We start from the raw sequence: 16,500 nt of genomic DNA, 5'->3' as shown, positions 1-16,500 counted from the left end.
ACGCGCCTCACTCGTCGATCGTGAACCACACGGCCGCGAGCGGCGGCAGCGTGAAGACGCCCGACGCCGGCCGGCCGGCCCAGGGGTCGTCGGTCGCCTCGACGCCGCCGAGGTTGCCGACGCCCGAGCCACCGAACTCCGCGGCATCCGAGTTCAGCAGTTCGCGCCAGCGACCCGCCCTCGGGAGCCCGAGCCGGAAGCCCTCGTGCGGCCGACCGGCGAAGTTCACGGCGCAGAGGAGCGGCCGCCGGTCGCGGTCGTAGCGCAGGAACGCGATGACGTTCTCGGATGCCGCGCCGCCCTCGACCCACTCGAAGCCGGAGGAGTCGTCGTCGAGCTGCCAGAGCGCCGGCTGCTCGCGGTAGGTGCGGTTGAGCGCGCCGACGAACTCGGCGAGCTGCTTGTGCGTCGGCTGGTCGAGGATCCACCAGTCGAGCCCGCGCTCCTCGCTCCACTCCGAGAGCTGCCCGAACTCCTGGCCCATGAACAGCAGCTGCTTGCCCGGGTGCGCCCACATGTACGAGAGGTACGCGCGCACGTTCGCGAGCTGCTGCCAGTGGTCGCCCGGCATCTTGCGCAGCAGCGATCCTTTGCCGTGCACGACCTCGTCGTGGCTGATCGGCAGGATGAAGTGCTCGCTGAACGCGTAGAGGAACGAGAACGTCAGGTCGTGGTGGTGGTACGAACGGTACATCGGGTCCTTCTCGATGTACTGGAGCGTGTCGTGCATCCACCCCATGTTCCACTTGTAGCCGAAGCCCAGGCCGCCCGAGCTCGTGGGGGCGGTGACGCCCGGCCAGCTCGTCGACTCCTCGGCGATCATGACGATGCCCGGGTTGCGCTTGTACGCCGTCGCGGTGGCCTCCTGCAGGAACCCGATCGCCTCGAGGTGCTCGCGGCCGCCGTGGATGTTCGGCAGCCACTCGCCGTCCTCGCGCGAGTAGTCGAGGTACAGCATCGACGCGACGGCGTCGACGCGCAGCCCGTCGACGTGCATCTCCTCGAGCCAGAACAGCGCGTTGGCCACGAGGAAGTTGCGCACGCGCGGGTTGCCGTAGTCGAAGACGTACGTGCCCCAGTCCTTCTGCTCGCCGCGCCGCGGATCGGCGTGCTCGTAGAGCGCCTCGCCGTCGAAGCGCGCGAGCGCCCAGTCGTCCTTCGGGAAGTGCCCGGGCACCCAGTCCATGATCACGCCGATGCCGGCCTGGTGCAGCCGGTCGATGAGGTGCTTGAGGTCGTCGGGAGAGCCGAAGCGGCTGGTCACGGCGAAGTAGCCGGTCACCTGGTAGCCCCACGAGCCGCCGAACGGATGCTCCGCGAGGGGCATGAACTCGACGTGCGTGTAGCCCAGCCACTGGACGTACTCGATCAGCTCGTCGGCCACGTCGCGGTATCCGCGCCCGGGCCGCCAGGACCCGAGGTGCAGCTCGTAGATGCTCATCGGCTCGTTGTGCGGGTTCACCCGGGTGCGCCGCGACATCCAGTCGCCGTCGGCCCAGTCGTGCGAGCTCGTGCTGACGACCGACGCGGTCGCGGGCGCCACCTCCGCCTGCCGCGCCATCGGATCGGCCTTCATGATCCACTCGCCCCAGGCGGTAAGGATCTCGAACTTGTAGACCGTGCCGGGCTCGAGGTCGGGAACGAACAGCTCCCAGATGCCCGCGGAGCCCATGCTGCGCATGGCGTGGCCCGCGCCGTCCCACCGGTTGAACTCGCCGACGACGCGCACGGCGCGAGCTCGCGGGGCCCACACGGTGAAGCTCGTGCCGCGCACGCCCGAGCCGACGCCCCAGTGCTCGCGGTAGTGCGCGCCGAGGACGCGCCAGAGCTCCTCGTGGCGTCCCTCGCCGATGAGGTGCAGGTCGAGCTCGCCGATGGTCGGGGCGAACCGGTAGGGGTCGTCGCTCGTCCACTCGTCGTCGCCGTAGGCGGCCCGGATGCGGTAGTCGACGGGGCCGAAGTCGCCGGCGCCCGCCCAGATGCCGTGGCCGACGTGCTCCAGCTCGAGCGCGCCGCCGCCGTCGAGGAGCGCCTCGACGCGGTCGGCGAGCGGGCGCCTGGTGCGGATCACGGTGTGGGAACCGGGGGATCCGGCGAGGTCGAACCCGTGCTGGCCGAGCACCGCGTGCGGGTCGAAGGAGCGGCCCTCGGCGATCGCGGCGAGCTCGCCGTCGGCGACGACGGGGCCGGTACGCGGCATCCGCTCGGTCATCGCGACCCCCGCACGACGTGCAGCACGTGGGCCGGTCTCGTGAAGGCGTCGAGCCGCACGTAGTTCGCATCGCCCCAGTCCCAGCGGTGCCCGGTGACGAGGTCCTCGACCTCGAAGCGGGATCCGGGCTCGAGCCCGATGGCGGCGAGGTCGAGGTGCACGGTGGTCTCCCTCACGGAGTGCGGGTCGACGTTGGCGACCACGATGATCGTGTCGGCGACGCCGTCGTGGGTGAAGCGCCCGTCGAGGTGCTTCGAGTACACGAGCACCGAGTCGTCCTCGCTGCCGTGGAACCGGATGTTGCGCAGCTGCCCGAGCGCGGGGTGGTCGGCGCGGATGCGGTTGAGGATGCCCAGGTAGAGCGCGAGCGAACGGCCCTCCTTCTCGGCGGCCGCGAAGTCGCGCGGCTTGTACTCGTACTTCTCGTTGTCGATGGCCTCCTCGGCGCCGGGCCGGGCGACCGACTCGAACAGCTCGAAGCCTGCGTAGACGCCCCAGAGCGGCGCGGCGGTCGCGGCCACGGTGGCGCGCACCGTGAATGCCGCCGGGCCACCGAACTGCAGGTACTCGGTGAGGATGTCGGGGGTGTTCACGAACAGGTTCGGCCGCATGAAGTCCGCCGTGTCCTGCGACACCGAGGTCAGGAACTCCTCGAGCTCCTGCTTCGTGTTCCGCCAGGTGAAGTACGAATAGGACTGCTGGAAGCCCACCATCGCGAGCGCCTGCATCATCGCGGGGCGCGTGAACGCCTCGGCGAGGAACACCACGTCGGGATCCTCGGCGTTCACGGTTCCGATGAGGCGCTCCCAGAACGCGAGGGGCTTCGTGTGCGGGTTGTCGACGCGGAAGATGCGGACGCCCTGCTTGATCCAGTGCCGCACGATGCGCAGCACCTCGTCGTAGATCCCCTCGGGGTCGTCGTCGAAGTTGACCGGGTAGATGTCCTGGTACTTCTTCGGCGGGTTCTCCGCGTAGCGGATGGTGCCGTCGGGCAGCTGCGTGAACCAGTCGGGATGCTCCGCCACCCACGGGTGGTCGGGGGAGGCCTGCAGGGCGAGGTCGAGCGCGACCTCGATGCCGAGGGCGGATGCGCGGCGCACGAAGGCACGGAAGTCGGCGAGCGTGCCGAGGTCGGGATGGATCGCGTCGTGGCCGCCTTCTGCGGCGCCGATCGCCCATGGCGATCCCGGATCCTGGGGGCCCGGGTCGAGCGTGTTGTTGCGGCCCTTGCGGTTCGTGACGCCGATGGGGTGGATCGGCGGCAGGTACACGACGTCGAAGCCCATGGCGGCGACGCCGTCGAGGCGCTTCGCGGCCGTGCGGAACGTGCCGCTCTTCCAGCGACCGTCGCGGAACCGCTTCGCACCCTCCGAGCGGGGGAAGAACTCGTACCAGGCGCCGACTCCGGCACGGCGGCGCTCCACCAGGATCTCGTGCTCGGGCGTGTCGCTCGTGAGCTTCGCGAGCGGCCAGCCGGCGAACAGGCCGAGCACCGGCGAGTCGACGAGGGCGCGGCGCTCTGCCGGCGACATCGTGTCGTCGCGCAGGGCAGTCGCCAGCGACGCGAGCCGGCGACGGGCGGCGACGGGTCGCGCCTTCTCGTCGGCGGCGCGATCCAGGAGGCGCGCGCCGATCTCGTACATGAGCTCGACGTCGACGCCCGCGTCCACCTTCAGGGCGGCGTCGTGCCGCCAGGTGGCGATCTCGTCGTCGAAGCCCCTGACGTGCCAGCGCCAGACGCCGCGCTCGTCGAGGAGCACCTGCGCCTCCCACCGGTCGGTGCCGGCCGTCAGCGGCGACATCCGCTCGTGGCGAACGGTGCCCGACGGGCTCGTGATCACGAGCATCGCGCCGACCTGGTCGTGGCCCTCGCGGAAGACCGTGGCCCGGAACGGCACGACCTCGCCCTCGTACGCCTTGGGTCTCCACCGCCCGTCGGGGAGGGCTGGGGTGACCCGGGTCACCGGGATGCGGCCGGCCTGCACTGCGTGGGTCGTCACGCTCCGACCGTAGCGCGGAATGGGCATCCGCGTCGCGGGGTTGCCCGTTCACACATTCGACACGCGTCCGACTTAGGGTGGAGCGCGTGAAGCCCATCCGCAAGTTCACCGTCCGGGCCGTGGTGCCCGGCTCGCTCTCCGCACTCGAGGAGCTCGCCGGCAACCTCCGCTGGTCGTGGCACGAGCCGACGAAGCGCCTGTTCGAGCACATCGATCCCGAGCTCTGGCGCACGTCGCGGCGCGATCCGGTGGCCTTCCTCGGCGAGGTCGACCCGGCCCGCCTCGACCGGCTCGCGGCCGACGACGGGTACGTCGAGTGGGCCGAGCGCGAGCGGGCCGGTCTTCGCGAGTACCTCTCGGAGCCGCGCTGGTTCCAGTCGCTCGGCACGGATGCCCCGCGGCTCGTCGCGTACTTCTCGCCCGAGTTCGGCATCACCGCGGCGCTGCCGCAGTATTCGGGCGGACTCGGCATCCTCGCGGGCGACCACCTGAAGGCGGCATCCGACCTCGGCGTGCCGCTGCTCGGCGTCGGCCTGTTCTACAAGGCCGGCTACTTCTCGCAGTCGATCTCGCCCGACGGCTGGCAGCAGGAGCGGTACCCGGTGCTCGACCCCGACGGCCTCCCGCTCTCGGTGCTGCGCCGCCCCGACGGCTCGCCCGTGCAGGTCACGCTCGCCCTGCCCGACGACGCCGCGCTGCACGCCCGTGTGTGGAAGGCAGCGGTCGGGCGGATCACGCTGCTCCTGCTCGACACCGACATCCCCGCGAACGACGACGAGCTGCGCTCGGTCACCGATCGCCTGTACGGGGGCGGCGGCGAGCACCGCCTGCTCCAGGAGCTGCTGCTCGGCGTGGGCGGCGCGCGCGCCGTGCGCGCCTACACCGAGCTGAGCGGCGGCCCCGCACCCGACGTGTTCCACATGAACGAGGGCCACGCCGGCTTCCTGGGGCTCGAACGCATCGCGACCCACATCGCCGAGGGGCGCTCGTTCGCCGAGGCGCTGCAGCTCGTGCGCGCCGGCACCGTGTTCACGACCCACACGCCCGTGCCCGCGGGCATCGACCGGTTCGATCGCGGCCTCGTGGAGCGCTACCTCACCAGCTCGCTGCTGCCCGGCGTCGATCCCGCCGACGCGCTCGCGCTGGGCGTGGAGCCCGGCGCCGACCCGGCGACGAGCCCGTTCAACATGGCGGTCATGGGCCTGCGGCTCGCGCAGCGCGCGAACGGCGTGTCGAAGCTGCACGGCCAGGTCAGCCGCCGGATGTTCGGCGACCTCTGGCCCGGGTTCGACGCCGACGACGTGCCGATCGCCTCGATCACGAACGGCGTGCACGCGCCCACGTGGACCGATCCCGCGCTCATCGGGCTCGCGGAGTCCCGGCTCGGCACGGGCGACACCGAGCACGCCGACTGGAACAGCGCCGCATTGAGCGATGGCGAGCTCTGGGCGGTCAAGCGCGGCATGCGCCTGCAGCTCGTGGAGGACGCGCGGCGGCGGCTTCGCGCGGCGTGGGCGGAGCAGCATGCGGGCAGCCAGGCGCCCTCGTGGGTCTCGCGCGTGCTCGACCCCGACACGCTCACGGTCGGCTTCGCGCGACGCGTGCCGACGTACAAGCGCCTCACCCTCATGCTCAGCGACCCCGAGCGCCTGAAGGCGATCCTCACGAACCCCGAGCGACCCGTGCAGTTCGTCATCGCCGGCAAGTCGCACCCCGCCGACGATGAGGGCAAGCGCCTCATCCAGCAGTTGGTGCAGTTCGCGCAGCAGCCCGAGCTCCGCGAGCGCATCGTCTTCCTGCCCGACTACGACATGGGCATGGCCGAGCTGCTCTACCCCGGATGCGACGTGTGGCTCAACAACCCGCTGCGCCCGCTCGAGGCGTGCGGCACGTCGGGCATGAAGGCCGCCATGAACGGCGCCCTGAACCTGTCGATCCTCGACGGCTGGTGGGCCGAGTACGCGGGCGACGACTACGGCTGGGTCATCCCGTCGGCGGATGCCGCGGGCGATGCCGGCGAGCGCGACGCCCTCGAGGCGGCCGCCCTCTACGAGCTCCTCGAGCACCGCGTCGCGACCCGGTACTACGAGCGCGACGGCGACGGCGTGCCCGTGGAGTGGGTGCGCCGCGTGCGGCAGACCCTGACGACCCTCGCGCCCGAGCTCGGCGCCGACCGCATGGTGCGCCAGTACGTCGAGGAGCTGTACCGCCCGGCGGCCGAGCAGGCCGCCCGCGTCGAGGCCGACGGCGACCGCGGCGCACGCGAGCTCGCGGCGTTCGGCGCTCGCGTCCGCACCTCCTGGCCGAAGGTGCAGGTCGTGCACGTCGAGTCGGGCGGCGTCGAGTCGCCGCACGTCGGCGACGAGCTGAACCTCCGCGCCTACGTGGAGCTCGACGGGCTCGCCCCCGACGATGTCGCGGTCGAGGTCGTGTACGGCCGGAGCCGCAGCGACGAGTCGATCGAGGGCGTGCGCCGCACGACCCTCGAGCCCGACCGGTCGACGGATGCCGCGAGCGCGTCGGGTCCGCGCCTGTACACGGGCACCGTGGTGCTCGACCGCGCCGGCGCATTCGGGTACACGGTGCGCGTGGTTCCGCGGCATCCGCTGCTCACGTCGCCCGCGGAGCTCGGGCTCGTCGCCGTCGCGGGGTGAGACCCGGTCCCCGAGCTCGTCGAAGGGGACCCCCGCCGTGGTGCTCGCATCGACGGGCTCAGCGGGCAGGGAAGTCAGCGCCCGCGGGCGATCGGCGCGTAGCGGCCGCCGGTGATGGCGAGCAGGTCGTCGGGCGCGAGCTCGAGGTCGAGGCCCCGACGGCCGCCCGAGACGAGGATCGTCTCGCAGAGGATCGCGGACTCGTCGAGGACGGTCGGCAGCGCGGTCTTCTGGCCGATCGGGCTGATGCCCCCCACGACGTAGCCGGTCTTGCGCTCGGCGACCGCCGGGTCGGCCATCTCGGCGCGCTTGCCGCCGAGCGCCTGCGCGAGCGCCTTGAGGTCGAGCTGCTGCGCGACCGGGACGATGCCCACCGCGAGCGCGCCGTCGACGTTCGCGAGCAGGGTCTTGAACACCCGGTCGGGGTCGATGCCGAGCTTCTCGGCCGCCTCGAGTCCGTACGCGGCGGCACGGGGGTCGTGCTCGTAGGCGTGCGCGGTGAAGGCGACGCCGGCGTGGGTGAGGGCGACGGTCGCGGGCGTGCCCGCCGAGGCATCCGCTCGCTTGGCCATCAGGCGTCGGCCTCGGAAGCGCGTGCGGCGCGCGGCGTCGTCCGCTCGCCGTCGGCGCGGAACAGGTGCATCGACAGCGGCGGGATCGCGAGCACATCGCCCGGCGCGTGCACGGTCGGGTCGTCGATCGGCTCCTCGCCGGCCGAGTCCCAGAGCCGCGAATAGCCCGTGACGCCCTCGTGGTCGGGCAGCACGACCTCGGTCGACTCCTCGTGCGCGTGCACGACGAGCAGGATGCGGTTGAACGCCTCGAACTCGGGCGTCGACGCGGCGAGGAACTGGAGCGTGCGCTGCTCGGGCGAGTTCCAGTCGTCGATGGTCATCGTGGTGCCCTCGGCGTTGAACCAGTCCATCTGCGACGCGCTCGGGATCGTCTCGCCGAAGCGCCCGAACCGCACCGGACGCAGCGCGGGGTTCTCGGCACGCAGTCGCAGCAGCCGCCGAACGGTCGCGAGCAGGCCCGCGTCGCGCTCGTCATCGCGCCACGAGAGCCAGGTGAGCTCCGAGTCGTGGCAGTAGGCGTTGTTGTTGCCGCGCTGGCTGCGGCCGTACTCGTCGCCGGCCGTGATCATCGGCACGCCGGCCGAGAGCAGCAGAGTGCCGAGCAGGTTCCGGATGCTGCGCCGGCGCGCCGTGAGGACGGCCGGGTCGTCGGTGTCGCCCTCGACGCCGTGGTTGTACGAGTTGTTGTGGTCGGCGCCGTCGCGGTTCTGCTCGCCGTTGCCGAGGTTGTGCTTCATGTCGTACGCGGTGAGGTCGGCGAGCGTGAAGCCGTCGTGCGCGGTCACGAAGTTCAGGCTCGCGAGCGGGCCGCGCTCCTGTGAGAAGGTGTTCGAGGAACCGGCGAGTCGCGTCGCGAAGCGGCCGATGCCGCTGCCCGCCGAGCCCGTCTCGCGTTCGCGGCGCAGGTCGCCGAGCCAGAAGTCGCGCATCCGGTCGCGGTAGCGGTCGTTCCACTCGGTGAAGCCCGCGGGGAAGTTGCCGGTCTGCCAGCCGCCCGGGCCGACGTCCCACGGCTCGGCGATGAGCTTCGAGGCGCCGATCACCGGATCCTCGAGCATGCCGCGCAGCAGCGGGTGGTCGGGCGTGTAGGCACCGTGGTCGTCGCGTCCGAGGGTGGCGGCGAGGTCGAGCCGGAAGCCGTCGACCTGGAGCTCCTCGGCGAAGTAGCGCATCGATTCGAGCACGAGCTCCTGCGGCGCTGCGTGCCCGAAGTCGAGGGTGTTGCCGCATCCGGTGGTGTCGACGTAGCGGCCGTGCGCGTCGTGCCGGTAGTACGACGCGTTGTCGATGCCGCGGAACGAGTACGTCGGGCCACGACGGCCCTCCTCGGCGGTGTGGTTGTACACGACGTCGAGCACGACCTCGAGCCCCGCCTCGTGCAGCCGGCGCACCATGCCCGCGAACTCGCGCCGCACCGCGTGCGCGCCCGCCGCCTGCGCCGCGGCGGTCGCATAGGGTGCGTGCGCCGCGAAGAAGCCGAGCGTGTTGTAGCCCCAGTAGTTGGGGCGACCCTGGCGCACGAGCCGCTCCTCGGAGACGAACGCCTGCGCGGGCAGCAGCTCGACGGTCGTGACGCCGAGGCTCGTGAGGTACTCGAGCGAGGCGTCGTGCGCGAGCCCGGCGTAGGTGCCGCGCAGCGGCTCGGGGATCGCCGTGTTGAGCTTGGAGAATCCGCGCACGTGCGCCTCGTAGACGACGGTGTGGTCGAGCGGGACGCGCGGCTTGGCCGTGCCCGTCCAGTCGAAGCCGTCGTCGACGAGCGAGCGCATCGCCACGCCGCGCCACGATCCGTCGGCCGCGGCGGTGAGGCCGCGCGCGTACGGGTCGAGCAGCGTGTGCACCGGGTTGAAGGCGTGCTCGACGCCCGCGGGCCCATCGACGCGCAGTCCGTAGCGCGCGCCCGGCACGAGCTTCGCCGAGCGGCCCTCCCACACCCCGTGCTCGTCGCGCGCGAGCGGCGTGCGCTCGACCGCCCAGTCGAGGTCGCCGTCGGCGAACACCACCAGGTCGATCGACGTCGCGTGCGCGGACCAGACCCGGATGACACCGCCCTCCGCGCCCGTCCGGACGCCGAGGTCGTGCAGGGGGCCGGACGCGGACATGCGATCTACAGTAGTTCGTAGTGCAAGCGCTCCCACGCGCGGACGTGACGTGCCGCGCACGGGCCCGAGCGGGGGAGGAGGTCCGCAGATGGTCTACCTCGACCACGCCGCGACCACCCCCATGCGGCCCGAGGCGATCGCAGCGCTGACGTCGGCGCTCGCCGTGGTCGGCAACCCCTCGTCGATCCACAGCGCGGGCCAGCAGGCCAAGCGGCTGCTCGAGGAGACCCGCGAGCGCATCGCCGCGACGCTCGGCGCCGACGCCATCGAGGTGGTCTTCACGGGGAACGGCACCGAGGCCGTGAACCTCGCGATCAAGGGGCTGTGGTGGAGCCGCCGGGCGTCAGCGCCGGCCGGTCGTCCGCGGTCGCGCATCCTCGTCCCGGCGGGGGAGCACCACGCCACCCTCGACACGATCGAGTGGCTCGCGACGCACGAGGGCGCCGAGATCGACGAGGTGCCGCTCGACGGACTGGGGCGGCTGCGGCTCGACCTGCTCGAGGCCGAGCTCGCCCGCGACGCGGCATCCGTGGCGCTCGTGACCATGCTGTGGGCCAACAACGAGGTGGGCACGATCCAGCCCGTCGAGGAGGTCGCCCGCCTCACGGCGCGCGCCGGCGTGCCGCTGCACGTCGACGCGATCGCCGCGTACGGGCAGCTGCCGATCGACCTCCACGGGCTGCGTCAGGCGACGGATGCCCCGCGCGGCGCCGGTCTCGTCGCCCTCAGCGTCTCCGCGCACAAGATCGGCGGACCCGCCGGCATCGGCGCGCTCGTCCTCGACCGGTCGGCGGTCGTGGAGCCGCTCATCCACGGCGGAGGGCAGCAGCGCCGCCTGCGCTCGGGGACGCAGGACGTGGCCGCGGCGGCCGGCTTCGCCGCGGCGGCGACGTCCGTGCACGAGCGGCTCGACGACGACGCGCGGCGGATGTCGGCGCTCCGCGACCGCCTCATCGCGGGCGCGCTCGCCGCGGTGCCCGAGGCGCGGCTCTCGGGCGATCCGGGCTCCGACGGGCGCCTGCCGGGAAACGTGCACCTCTCGTTCCCGGGCTGCGAGGGCGACTCGCTGCTGTTCCTGCTGGATGCCGCGGGCGTCGCCGTCTCGACGGGATCGGCGTGCCAGGCGGGCGTGCCCGAGCCCTCGCACGTGCTCATGGCCATGGGCCGGTCGGAGTCCGACGCGCGCGGCGCGCTGCGGATCACCCTCGGCCACGACTCCACCGAGGCCGACGTCGACGCGTTCCTCGCGGCGCTGCCGGCCGCGCACGCACAGGCGGCGAAGGCCGGGCTCGCGGGCCGTCTCACGTCGTTCGGCCGCTGATCGGGCCCGCCGGGGCATCCGCTCAGGCACCCCTGTCACCCGCGTGCCGCCCGAATGCAGGAAGAACCGTGCAGCTCGCGGCGTGTCCGCCCGAGCTCAACGGCGTGTCGCTCGAAGGTTCCTGCATTGGGAAGGAGACCTGCGCGGGGCATCCGCTCAGGACCGGTTTCGTACACTGGAACGATGCGAGTCCTTGCAGCGATGAGCGGCGGCGTCGACAGCGCCGTGGCCGCAGCGCGCGCGGTGGAGGCGGGCCACGACGTGGTCGGCGTGCACCTCGCGCTCAGTCGCATGCCCGGAACGCTGCGCACCGGCAGCCGCGGCTGCTGCACGATCGAGGACTCGATGGACGCGCAGCGCGCGGCGAACGTCCTCGGCATCCCGTACTACGTGTGGGACTTCTCGGAGCGGTTCAAGGCCGACGTCGTCGACGACTTCATCGCCGAGTACTCGGCGGGCCGCACGCCCAACCCGTGCATGCGCTGCAACGAGCGCATCAAGTTCGCCGCCCTCCTCGAGAAGGCGCTGGCGCTCGGCTTCGACGCGGTCTGCACAGGCCACTACGCCACGATCGTGACGGATGCCGCGGGCAACCGCGAGCTCCACCGCGCGAGCGCCTGGGCGAAGGACCAGTCCTACGTCCTCGGCGTGCTCACCGCGGAGCAGCTCGCGCACGCGTACTTCCCGCTCGGCGACACCCCCTCGAAGCAGCTCGTGCGCGAGGAGGCCGCACGCCGCGGCCTGAGCGTGGCGCAGAAGCCCGACTCGCACGACATCTGCTTCATCCCAGACGGCGACACGAAGGGCTGGCTCGCCGAGCACGTCGGCGAGGCGCCGGGCGACATCGTCGACCGGTCGGGTGCCGTCGTCGGCGCGCACGAGGGCGCGCACGCATACACGGTCGGCCAGCGCCGCGGCCTCCGCCTCGGCACGCCCGCGCCCGACGGCAGGCCTCGATTCGTGCTCGAGGTGCGTCCGAAGGAGAACACGGTCGTCGTCGGTCCCAAGGCGGCGCTCGCGACGGCGGAGATCGCCGGTTCGCGCTTCACGTGGGCCGGGATGCCGCCGGCCGATCCAGCGACGCCGTTCCCGTGCGAGGTGCAGATCCGCGCGCACGCCGATCCCGTGCCCGCGACGGCGGTCGTCGCCGACGACGAGCTCGTGATCACGCCAGCGCAGCCGCTCGACGGCGTCGCGCCCGGCCAGACCGCGGTCGTCTACGTCGGCACTCGCGTGCTCGGGCAGTGCACCATCGACCGCACGGTGAGCGCCGTCCCCGTCGACGCCTGACGAGCGGCGTCCCTGCACCGTAAGGTGCGATCGCGCGCACATGGGTACCGGTCGCGGGCCTGTCAAGGCCTGTGCGGACGGGCGTGCCGCCGCGTAGATTCGCGGCTGCGCCGACCCGATGGCGCGACCCGGATGACGAGAGGATCCACCGTGAGCACCCCACGAGAGCCCGCTGATCGACCCTCGGAACGAACGAGCGCCGCTTCAGGCGACACCATCGCGATGCCCGCAGCCGAGCGGAGGGACACCCCGTACACGGGCGTCGACCGTGATCGCGACGGCGTCGACGACCGCCGCGAGGTCGGCGTGGACCGTGACCGCGACGGCGACGGGATCGACGACCGCCGCGAGGTCGGCGTGGACCGTGACCGCGACGGCGACGGGATCGACGACCGCCGCGACGTCGGTGTCGACCGAGACCATGACGGCATCGACGACCGCCGCGACGCCGTCATCGACCATGACGCCGATGACGTGCACGCCCGACCCCACGCCGCGGATCTCGCCGCCGAGCGGCACCAGGTCGCCGCCCGCGAGCGCGAGGCGTTCGGCGGCGTGAAGGTGGGCGCGGCCTTCTTCGGCTGGCTCACCGCCTTCGGCATGGCGACGCTGCTCACCGCACTCCTCGCCGCGACCGGAGCTGCACTGGGCCTGGGCGTCGAGGACGTGGACGCAGCGGCCGACCAGGTCGGCCTCGACGCCGGCACCATCGGCTGGATCGGCGCGATCGCGCTCCTGCTCATCCTGTTCCTGGCGTACTACTGCGGCGGCTACGTGGCCGGGCGCATGGCGCGCTTCAACGGCGTCGTGCAGGGCCTCGCGGTCTGGGTGTGGGCGCTCGTCATCGCGATCGTCGTCGCCCTGCTCGGCGTGGTGATCGGCAGCCGGTTCGACGTCTTCGCCGACCTCAACTTCTTCCCGCGCCTGCCCCTCAGCGAGGGCGATCTCACGGTGGCCGGCGTCATCACCGCGATCGTGGTCGCCATCGCGAGCCTGGGCGGCGCGATCCTCGGCGGCAAGGCGGGCACGCACTACCACCGCAAGGTCGACCGGGCCGGCTTCGGCGGCTGATCGACAGGCGGATGCCGCGTGGCCCACCACGCGGCATCCGTCGTGCACGGAGCGCCTCGCCTCGCGGTCGCGAGGCGCTTCGCGTAGATTCACGCTGGCGCTTCCCCCGGCGCCGAGCGAGTGATGAGGAGAACCTGTGAACTACCCGCTGTACCCCGCCGCCCCCGACCGCGACCCCGCCGAGCCCTTCAGGAACCTGGACCCCGCGCCCTCGACCCGCCCCGTCGCCACCATCGATCCCAGCCCCCGAGCATGGGAGGACGCGATCGATCCGATGACGCTCACGACCGACGAGGTCATCGAACGCCAGCGGGAGCGGTTCGGCGGCGTGAAGGTCGGCTCCGCCTTCTTCGGGTGGCTCACCGCCACGGCCACCTTCGCCATCCTCAGCGCAATCGCCACCACCGTCGGCGTCGTGCTCGGACTCGACGTGCGCAACCCGATGCTGTTCGCCCGCGAGCTCCCCCTCGACCTCGAGACGGTCGGCTGGATCGGCGCCGGCACGCTCCTCGCGGTGCTGTTCGCCGCCTATTACTGCGGCGGGTACGTCGCCGGTCGCATGGCGCGCTTCAGCGGCGTCGCGCAGGGCATCGCGGTCTGGGTGTGGACCATCGCGATCGGGATCGTGATCGCCGTCATCGGCTTCGTGCTCGGCCTGTTCGACGAGCCCGTCGGCCGGGACCTGATCGGGCGCATCCCCCTGTCCGATGACCTGCTGACCATCGCGGGCATCGTCGCGGCCGTGGTGGTCGCCGTGGTGAGCCTCGGCGGAGCGATCCTCGGCGGCGTCGTGGGCGTTCGGTACCACCGACGCGTCGACCACGTCGTCGACGACGAGTAACCGGCGCGTCACCTCGCGCCGCTGCCGCTTCCGATGCGGCGTCGGAGGGGCCTCATAGGATGGCACCTGTGAGCGACATCCCAGCCGACTTCGAGACCGCCCGCGCCGAATCGGAGCAGCTCGCCGACCTCATCGACCGGGCGCGCCTGGCCTACTACGGCGACGGCGACTCGCCGTTCTCCGACGCCGAGTACGACGTGGCGTTCCATCGACTCGAGGCGCTCGAGCGCGCGTTCCCCGAACTCGCCGGCCAAGACAGCCCCACGCAGCAGGTGGGCGCGGTCGTCGCGACCGCCGGCTTCCCCGAGCACGAGCACGCCGAGCGCATGCTCAGCCTCGACAACGTCTTCTCCATCGACGAGTTCCGCGAGTGGGCGGAGAAGGTCGAGCGCGACGCCGGGCGACCGGTGCACTGGCTGTGCGAGCTCAAGATCGACGGGCTCGCGCTGAGCCTCGCCTTCCGCGACGGCGTGCTCGAGACGGCGACGACGCGAGGCGACGGCCGCGTCGGCGAGGACATCACCGACAACCTGGAGTTCATCCCGGCGATTCCGCAGCGGCTCGAGGGCGACGGGTTCCCGCCCTTCTTCGAGGTGCGCGGCGAGGTCTTCCTGTCGACCGCCGACTTCGAGGAGCTGAACCGTCGGCAGCACGAGCTGCAGGCGGCCTACGAGGCGGAGGAGCTGGCCAAGGGCCGGCCCGAGGCCACCATCAAGGTGCGCTTCCCCGAGTTCGCGAACGCCCGCAACACGGCTGCGGGCAGCCTCAGGCAGCGACGCGAGCGCAAGAGCGCGTTCGAGCTCGGGCTGATGCGCGACCGGTTGGGTCGGCTCTCGCTGTACCTCCACGGCATCGGCGCGTGGGATCGCCCGCCCGTCGCCACGCAGTCCGAGGTCTACGGGCTGCTCGCGCAGTGGGGCCTGCCCGTGTCGCCGTACACGCGAGTGCTCGATTCCGTCGACGACGTCGCGGCGTTCATCGCGAACTGGGGCGAGCACCGGCACGACGTCGAACACGAGATCGACGGCATCGTCGTCAAGGTCGACGAGCTCGCACTGCACGACGAGCTGGGCGCGACGAGCCGCGCCCCGCGATGGGCGATCGCCTACAAGTACCCGCCCGAGGAGGTGCACACGAAGCTGATCGACATCGCGGTGGCGATCGGCCGCACCGGCCGCGCGACGCCGTACGCGATCATGGCGCCCGTCAAGGTCGCCGGCTCCACCGTGCGCCAGGCGACGCTGCACAACCAGGAGGTCGTCAAGGCCAAGGGCGTGATGATCGGCGACACGGTCGTGCTCCGCAAGGCGGGCGACGTCATCCCCGAGATCCTCGGCGCCGTCGAGCAGCTCCGCGACGGCACGCAGCGCGAGTGGAGCATGCCCGCCGACTGCCCGGTGTGCAGCACGCCGCTCCGGCCGATGAAGGAGGGCGACATCGACCTCCGCTGCCCCAACGCGCGGTCGTGCCCCGCGCAGGTCCGGGGGCGCGTCGAGCACATCGGCTCCCGCGGCGCCCTTGACATCGAGGCGCTCGGCGAGGTCACCGCGGCCGCGCTCACGCAGCCGTCCGTCCCGACGACGCCGCCACTCGAGACCGAGGCCCGGTTGTTCGACCTCACGCTCGACGAGCTCGTGCCCATCCAGGTCGTCGTGCGCGACGCCGAGACCGGCGAGGTCAAGGTCGACGAGGCCACGGGCGAGCCCATCCGGAGGGCGCCGTTCCAGAAGTGGGCGCCGGCGACCTACCCGCCCGGCACCGAGCAGATGGACGCGGCCGAGCGACGCCGTGCGGGCATCCGCAAGACCCATCGCGAGCTGCTGCCGTCGGGGGCCGCGACGAAGCTCCTCGAGGAGCTGGAGAAGGCCAAGACCAAGCCGCTGTGGCGGCTCCTGGTCTCGCTCAACATCCGGCACGTGGGTCCGGTCGCGGCCCGGGCGCTCGCCGACCACTTCGGGTCGCTCGATGCGATCCGGGCGGCGTCCGTGCAGGAGCTCTCCGACGTCGAGGGCGTCGGCGGCATCATCGCCGAGTCGCTCACCGAGTGGTTCGACGTCGACTGGCACCGCGAGATCGTCGAACGGTGGACGGCGTCCGGCGTGCGGTTCGCGACGCCTGGCCATGCCGGACCCGGTGCCGCGGCCGCCGCCGCGGCCGGAGGAGTGCTCGCCGGGCTCACCATCGTGGCCACCGGCTCGCTCGACGGATTCTCTCGCGAGGGAGCCCAGGAGGCTATCATCGCGGCAGGTGGCAAGGCTGCCTCGAGCGTGTCGAAGAACACCGACTTCGTGGCGGCGGGCCCCGGCGCCGGCTCCAAGCTCGCGAAGGCGGAGGACCTCGGCATCCGCGTGATCGACGCCGCGCAGTTCGCGCGGCTCGTGACCGAGGGGCCGGGCGCACTCGACACCTGAGCGGCGCCGAGCGAAGGGGGATG

Annotated in this window: 11 protein-coding genes; 6 read left to right on the top strand and 5 right to left on the bottom strand. The window is 72.2% G+C overall.

Annotated features, from left to right (window positions below):
* Window positions 1-7 precede the first annotated feature (7 nt).
* Window positions 8-2,212, bottom strand: coding sequence for a 1,4-alpha-glucan branching protein GlgB (gene glgB / locus ACWEOH_RS16890; protein ID WP_452032918.1), 2,205 nt, complete (start codon window positions 2,210-2,212; stop codon window positions 8-10).
* On the bottom strand, window positions 2,209-4,239 hold the full coding sequence (locus ACWEOH_RS16885; RefSeq protein ID WP_452032917.1) for an alpha-1,4-glucan--maltose-1-phosphate maltosyltransferase: 2,031 nt from the start codon (window positions 4,237-4,239) through the stop codon (window positions 2,209-2,211). The genes glgB and ACWEOH_RS16885 overlap by 4 nt, the downstream gene beginning before the upstream one ends.
* A 59-nt stretch (window positions 4,240-4,298) precedes the next feature.
* Here ACWEOH_RS16885 and glgP point away from each other — a divergent pair, with 59 nt between their 5' ends.
* Window positions 4,299-6,866 carry an alpha-glucan family phosphorylase gene (gene glgP / locus ACWEOH_RS16880; protein ID WP_452032915.1) on the top strand — a complete coding sequence of 856 codons (2,568 nt, stop codon included), beginning with the start codon at window positions 4,299-4,301 and terminating at the stop codon, window positions 6,864-6,866.
* Window positions 6,867-6,940: 74 nt separating this feature from the next.
* Here the strand turns inward: glgP and ybaK are convergent, their stop codons facing one another.
* Together ybaK and glgX are read right to left on the bottom strand one after the other, a co-directional pair.
* Window positions 6,941-7,438 (bottom strand): Cys-tRNA(Pro) deacylase, encoded by a 498-nt coding sequence (ybaK, locus tag ACWEOH_RS16875; protein WP_452032913.1) that lies wholly within the window; start codon window positions 7,436-7,438, stop codon window positions 6,941-6,943.
* Window positions 7,438-9,543, bottom strand: coding sequence for a glycogen debranching protein GlgX (gene glgX / locus ACWEOH_RS16870; RefSeq protein ID WP_452032911.1), 2,106 nt, complete (start codon window positions 9,541-9,543; stop codon window positions 7,438-7,440). The genes ybaK and glgX overlap by 1 nt, the downstream gene beginning before the upstream one ends.
* An 88-nt stretch (window positions 9,544-9,631) precedes the next feature.
* On the opposite strand from glgX, the gene ACWEOH_RS16865 reads away from it, so the two are divergent.
* Window positions 9,632-10,864, top strand: a complete 1,233-nt coding sequence (locus ACWEOH_RS16865; protein ID WP_452032909.1) for a cysteine desulfurase family protein — start codon at window positions 9,632-9,634, stop codon at window positions 10,862-10,864.
* A gap of 183 nt (window positions 10,865-11,047) precedes the next feature.
* Window positions 11,048-12,154 (top strand): tRNA 2-thiouridine(34) synthase MnmA, encoded by a 1,107-nt coding sequence (mnmA, locus tag ACWEOH_RS16860; protein WP_452032907.1) that lies wholly within the window; start codon window positions 11,048-11,050, stop codon window positions 12,152-12,154.
* 204 nt (window positions 12,155-12,358) lie between these two features.
* On the opposite strand, the gene ACWEOH_RS16855 is transcribed toward mnmA, so the two are convergent.
* The gene (locus tag ACWEOH_RS16855; RefSeq protein WP_452032905.1) at window positions 12,359-12,634 is read right to left on the bottom strand and encodes a hypothetical protein; all 276 of its coding nucleotides are present in this window, start codon (window positions 12,632-12,634) and stop codon (window positions 12,359-12,361) included.
* Here ACWEOH_RS16855 and ACWEOH_RS16850 point away from each other — a divergent pair.
* From ACWEOH_RS16850 to ligA, 3 genes are all read left to right on the top strand, one after another.
* Entirely contained in the window at window positions 12,629-13,225 is a 597-nt protein-coding gene (locus ACWEOH_RS16850; protein ID WP_452032903.1) for a hypothetical protein, read from the top strand. The genes ACWEOH_RS16855 and ACWEOH_RS16850 overlap by 6 nt on opposite strands.
* Window positions 13,226-13,361: 136 nt before the next feature.
* Window positions 13,362-14,066: a hypothetical protein gene (locus ACWEOH_RS16845; RefSeq protein ID WP_452032901.1), complete on the top strand. Its 705-nt coding sequence runs from the start codon at window positions 13,362-13,364 to the stop codon at window positions 14,064-14,066.
* Window positions 14,067-14,125: 59 nt separating this feature from the next.
* Window positions 14,126-16,477, top strand: coding sequence for an NAD-dependent DNA ligase LigA (gene ligA, locus ACWEOH_RS16840; protein WP_452032900.1), 2,352 nt, complete (start codon window positions 14,126-14,128; stop codon window positions 16,475-16,477).
* Window positions 16,478-16,500 lie beyond the last annotated feature (23 nt).

The sequence above is a fragment of the Agromyces sp. NPDC004153 genome, from assembly GCF_053603635.1.
Note: the sequence above shows the minus strand (reverse complement) of the source record. Positions and strands in the feature narration are given on the sequence as shown.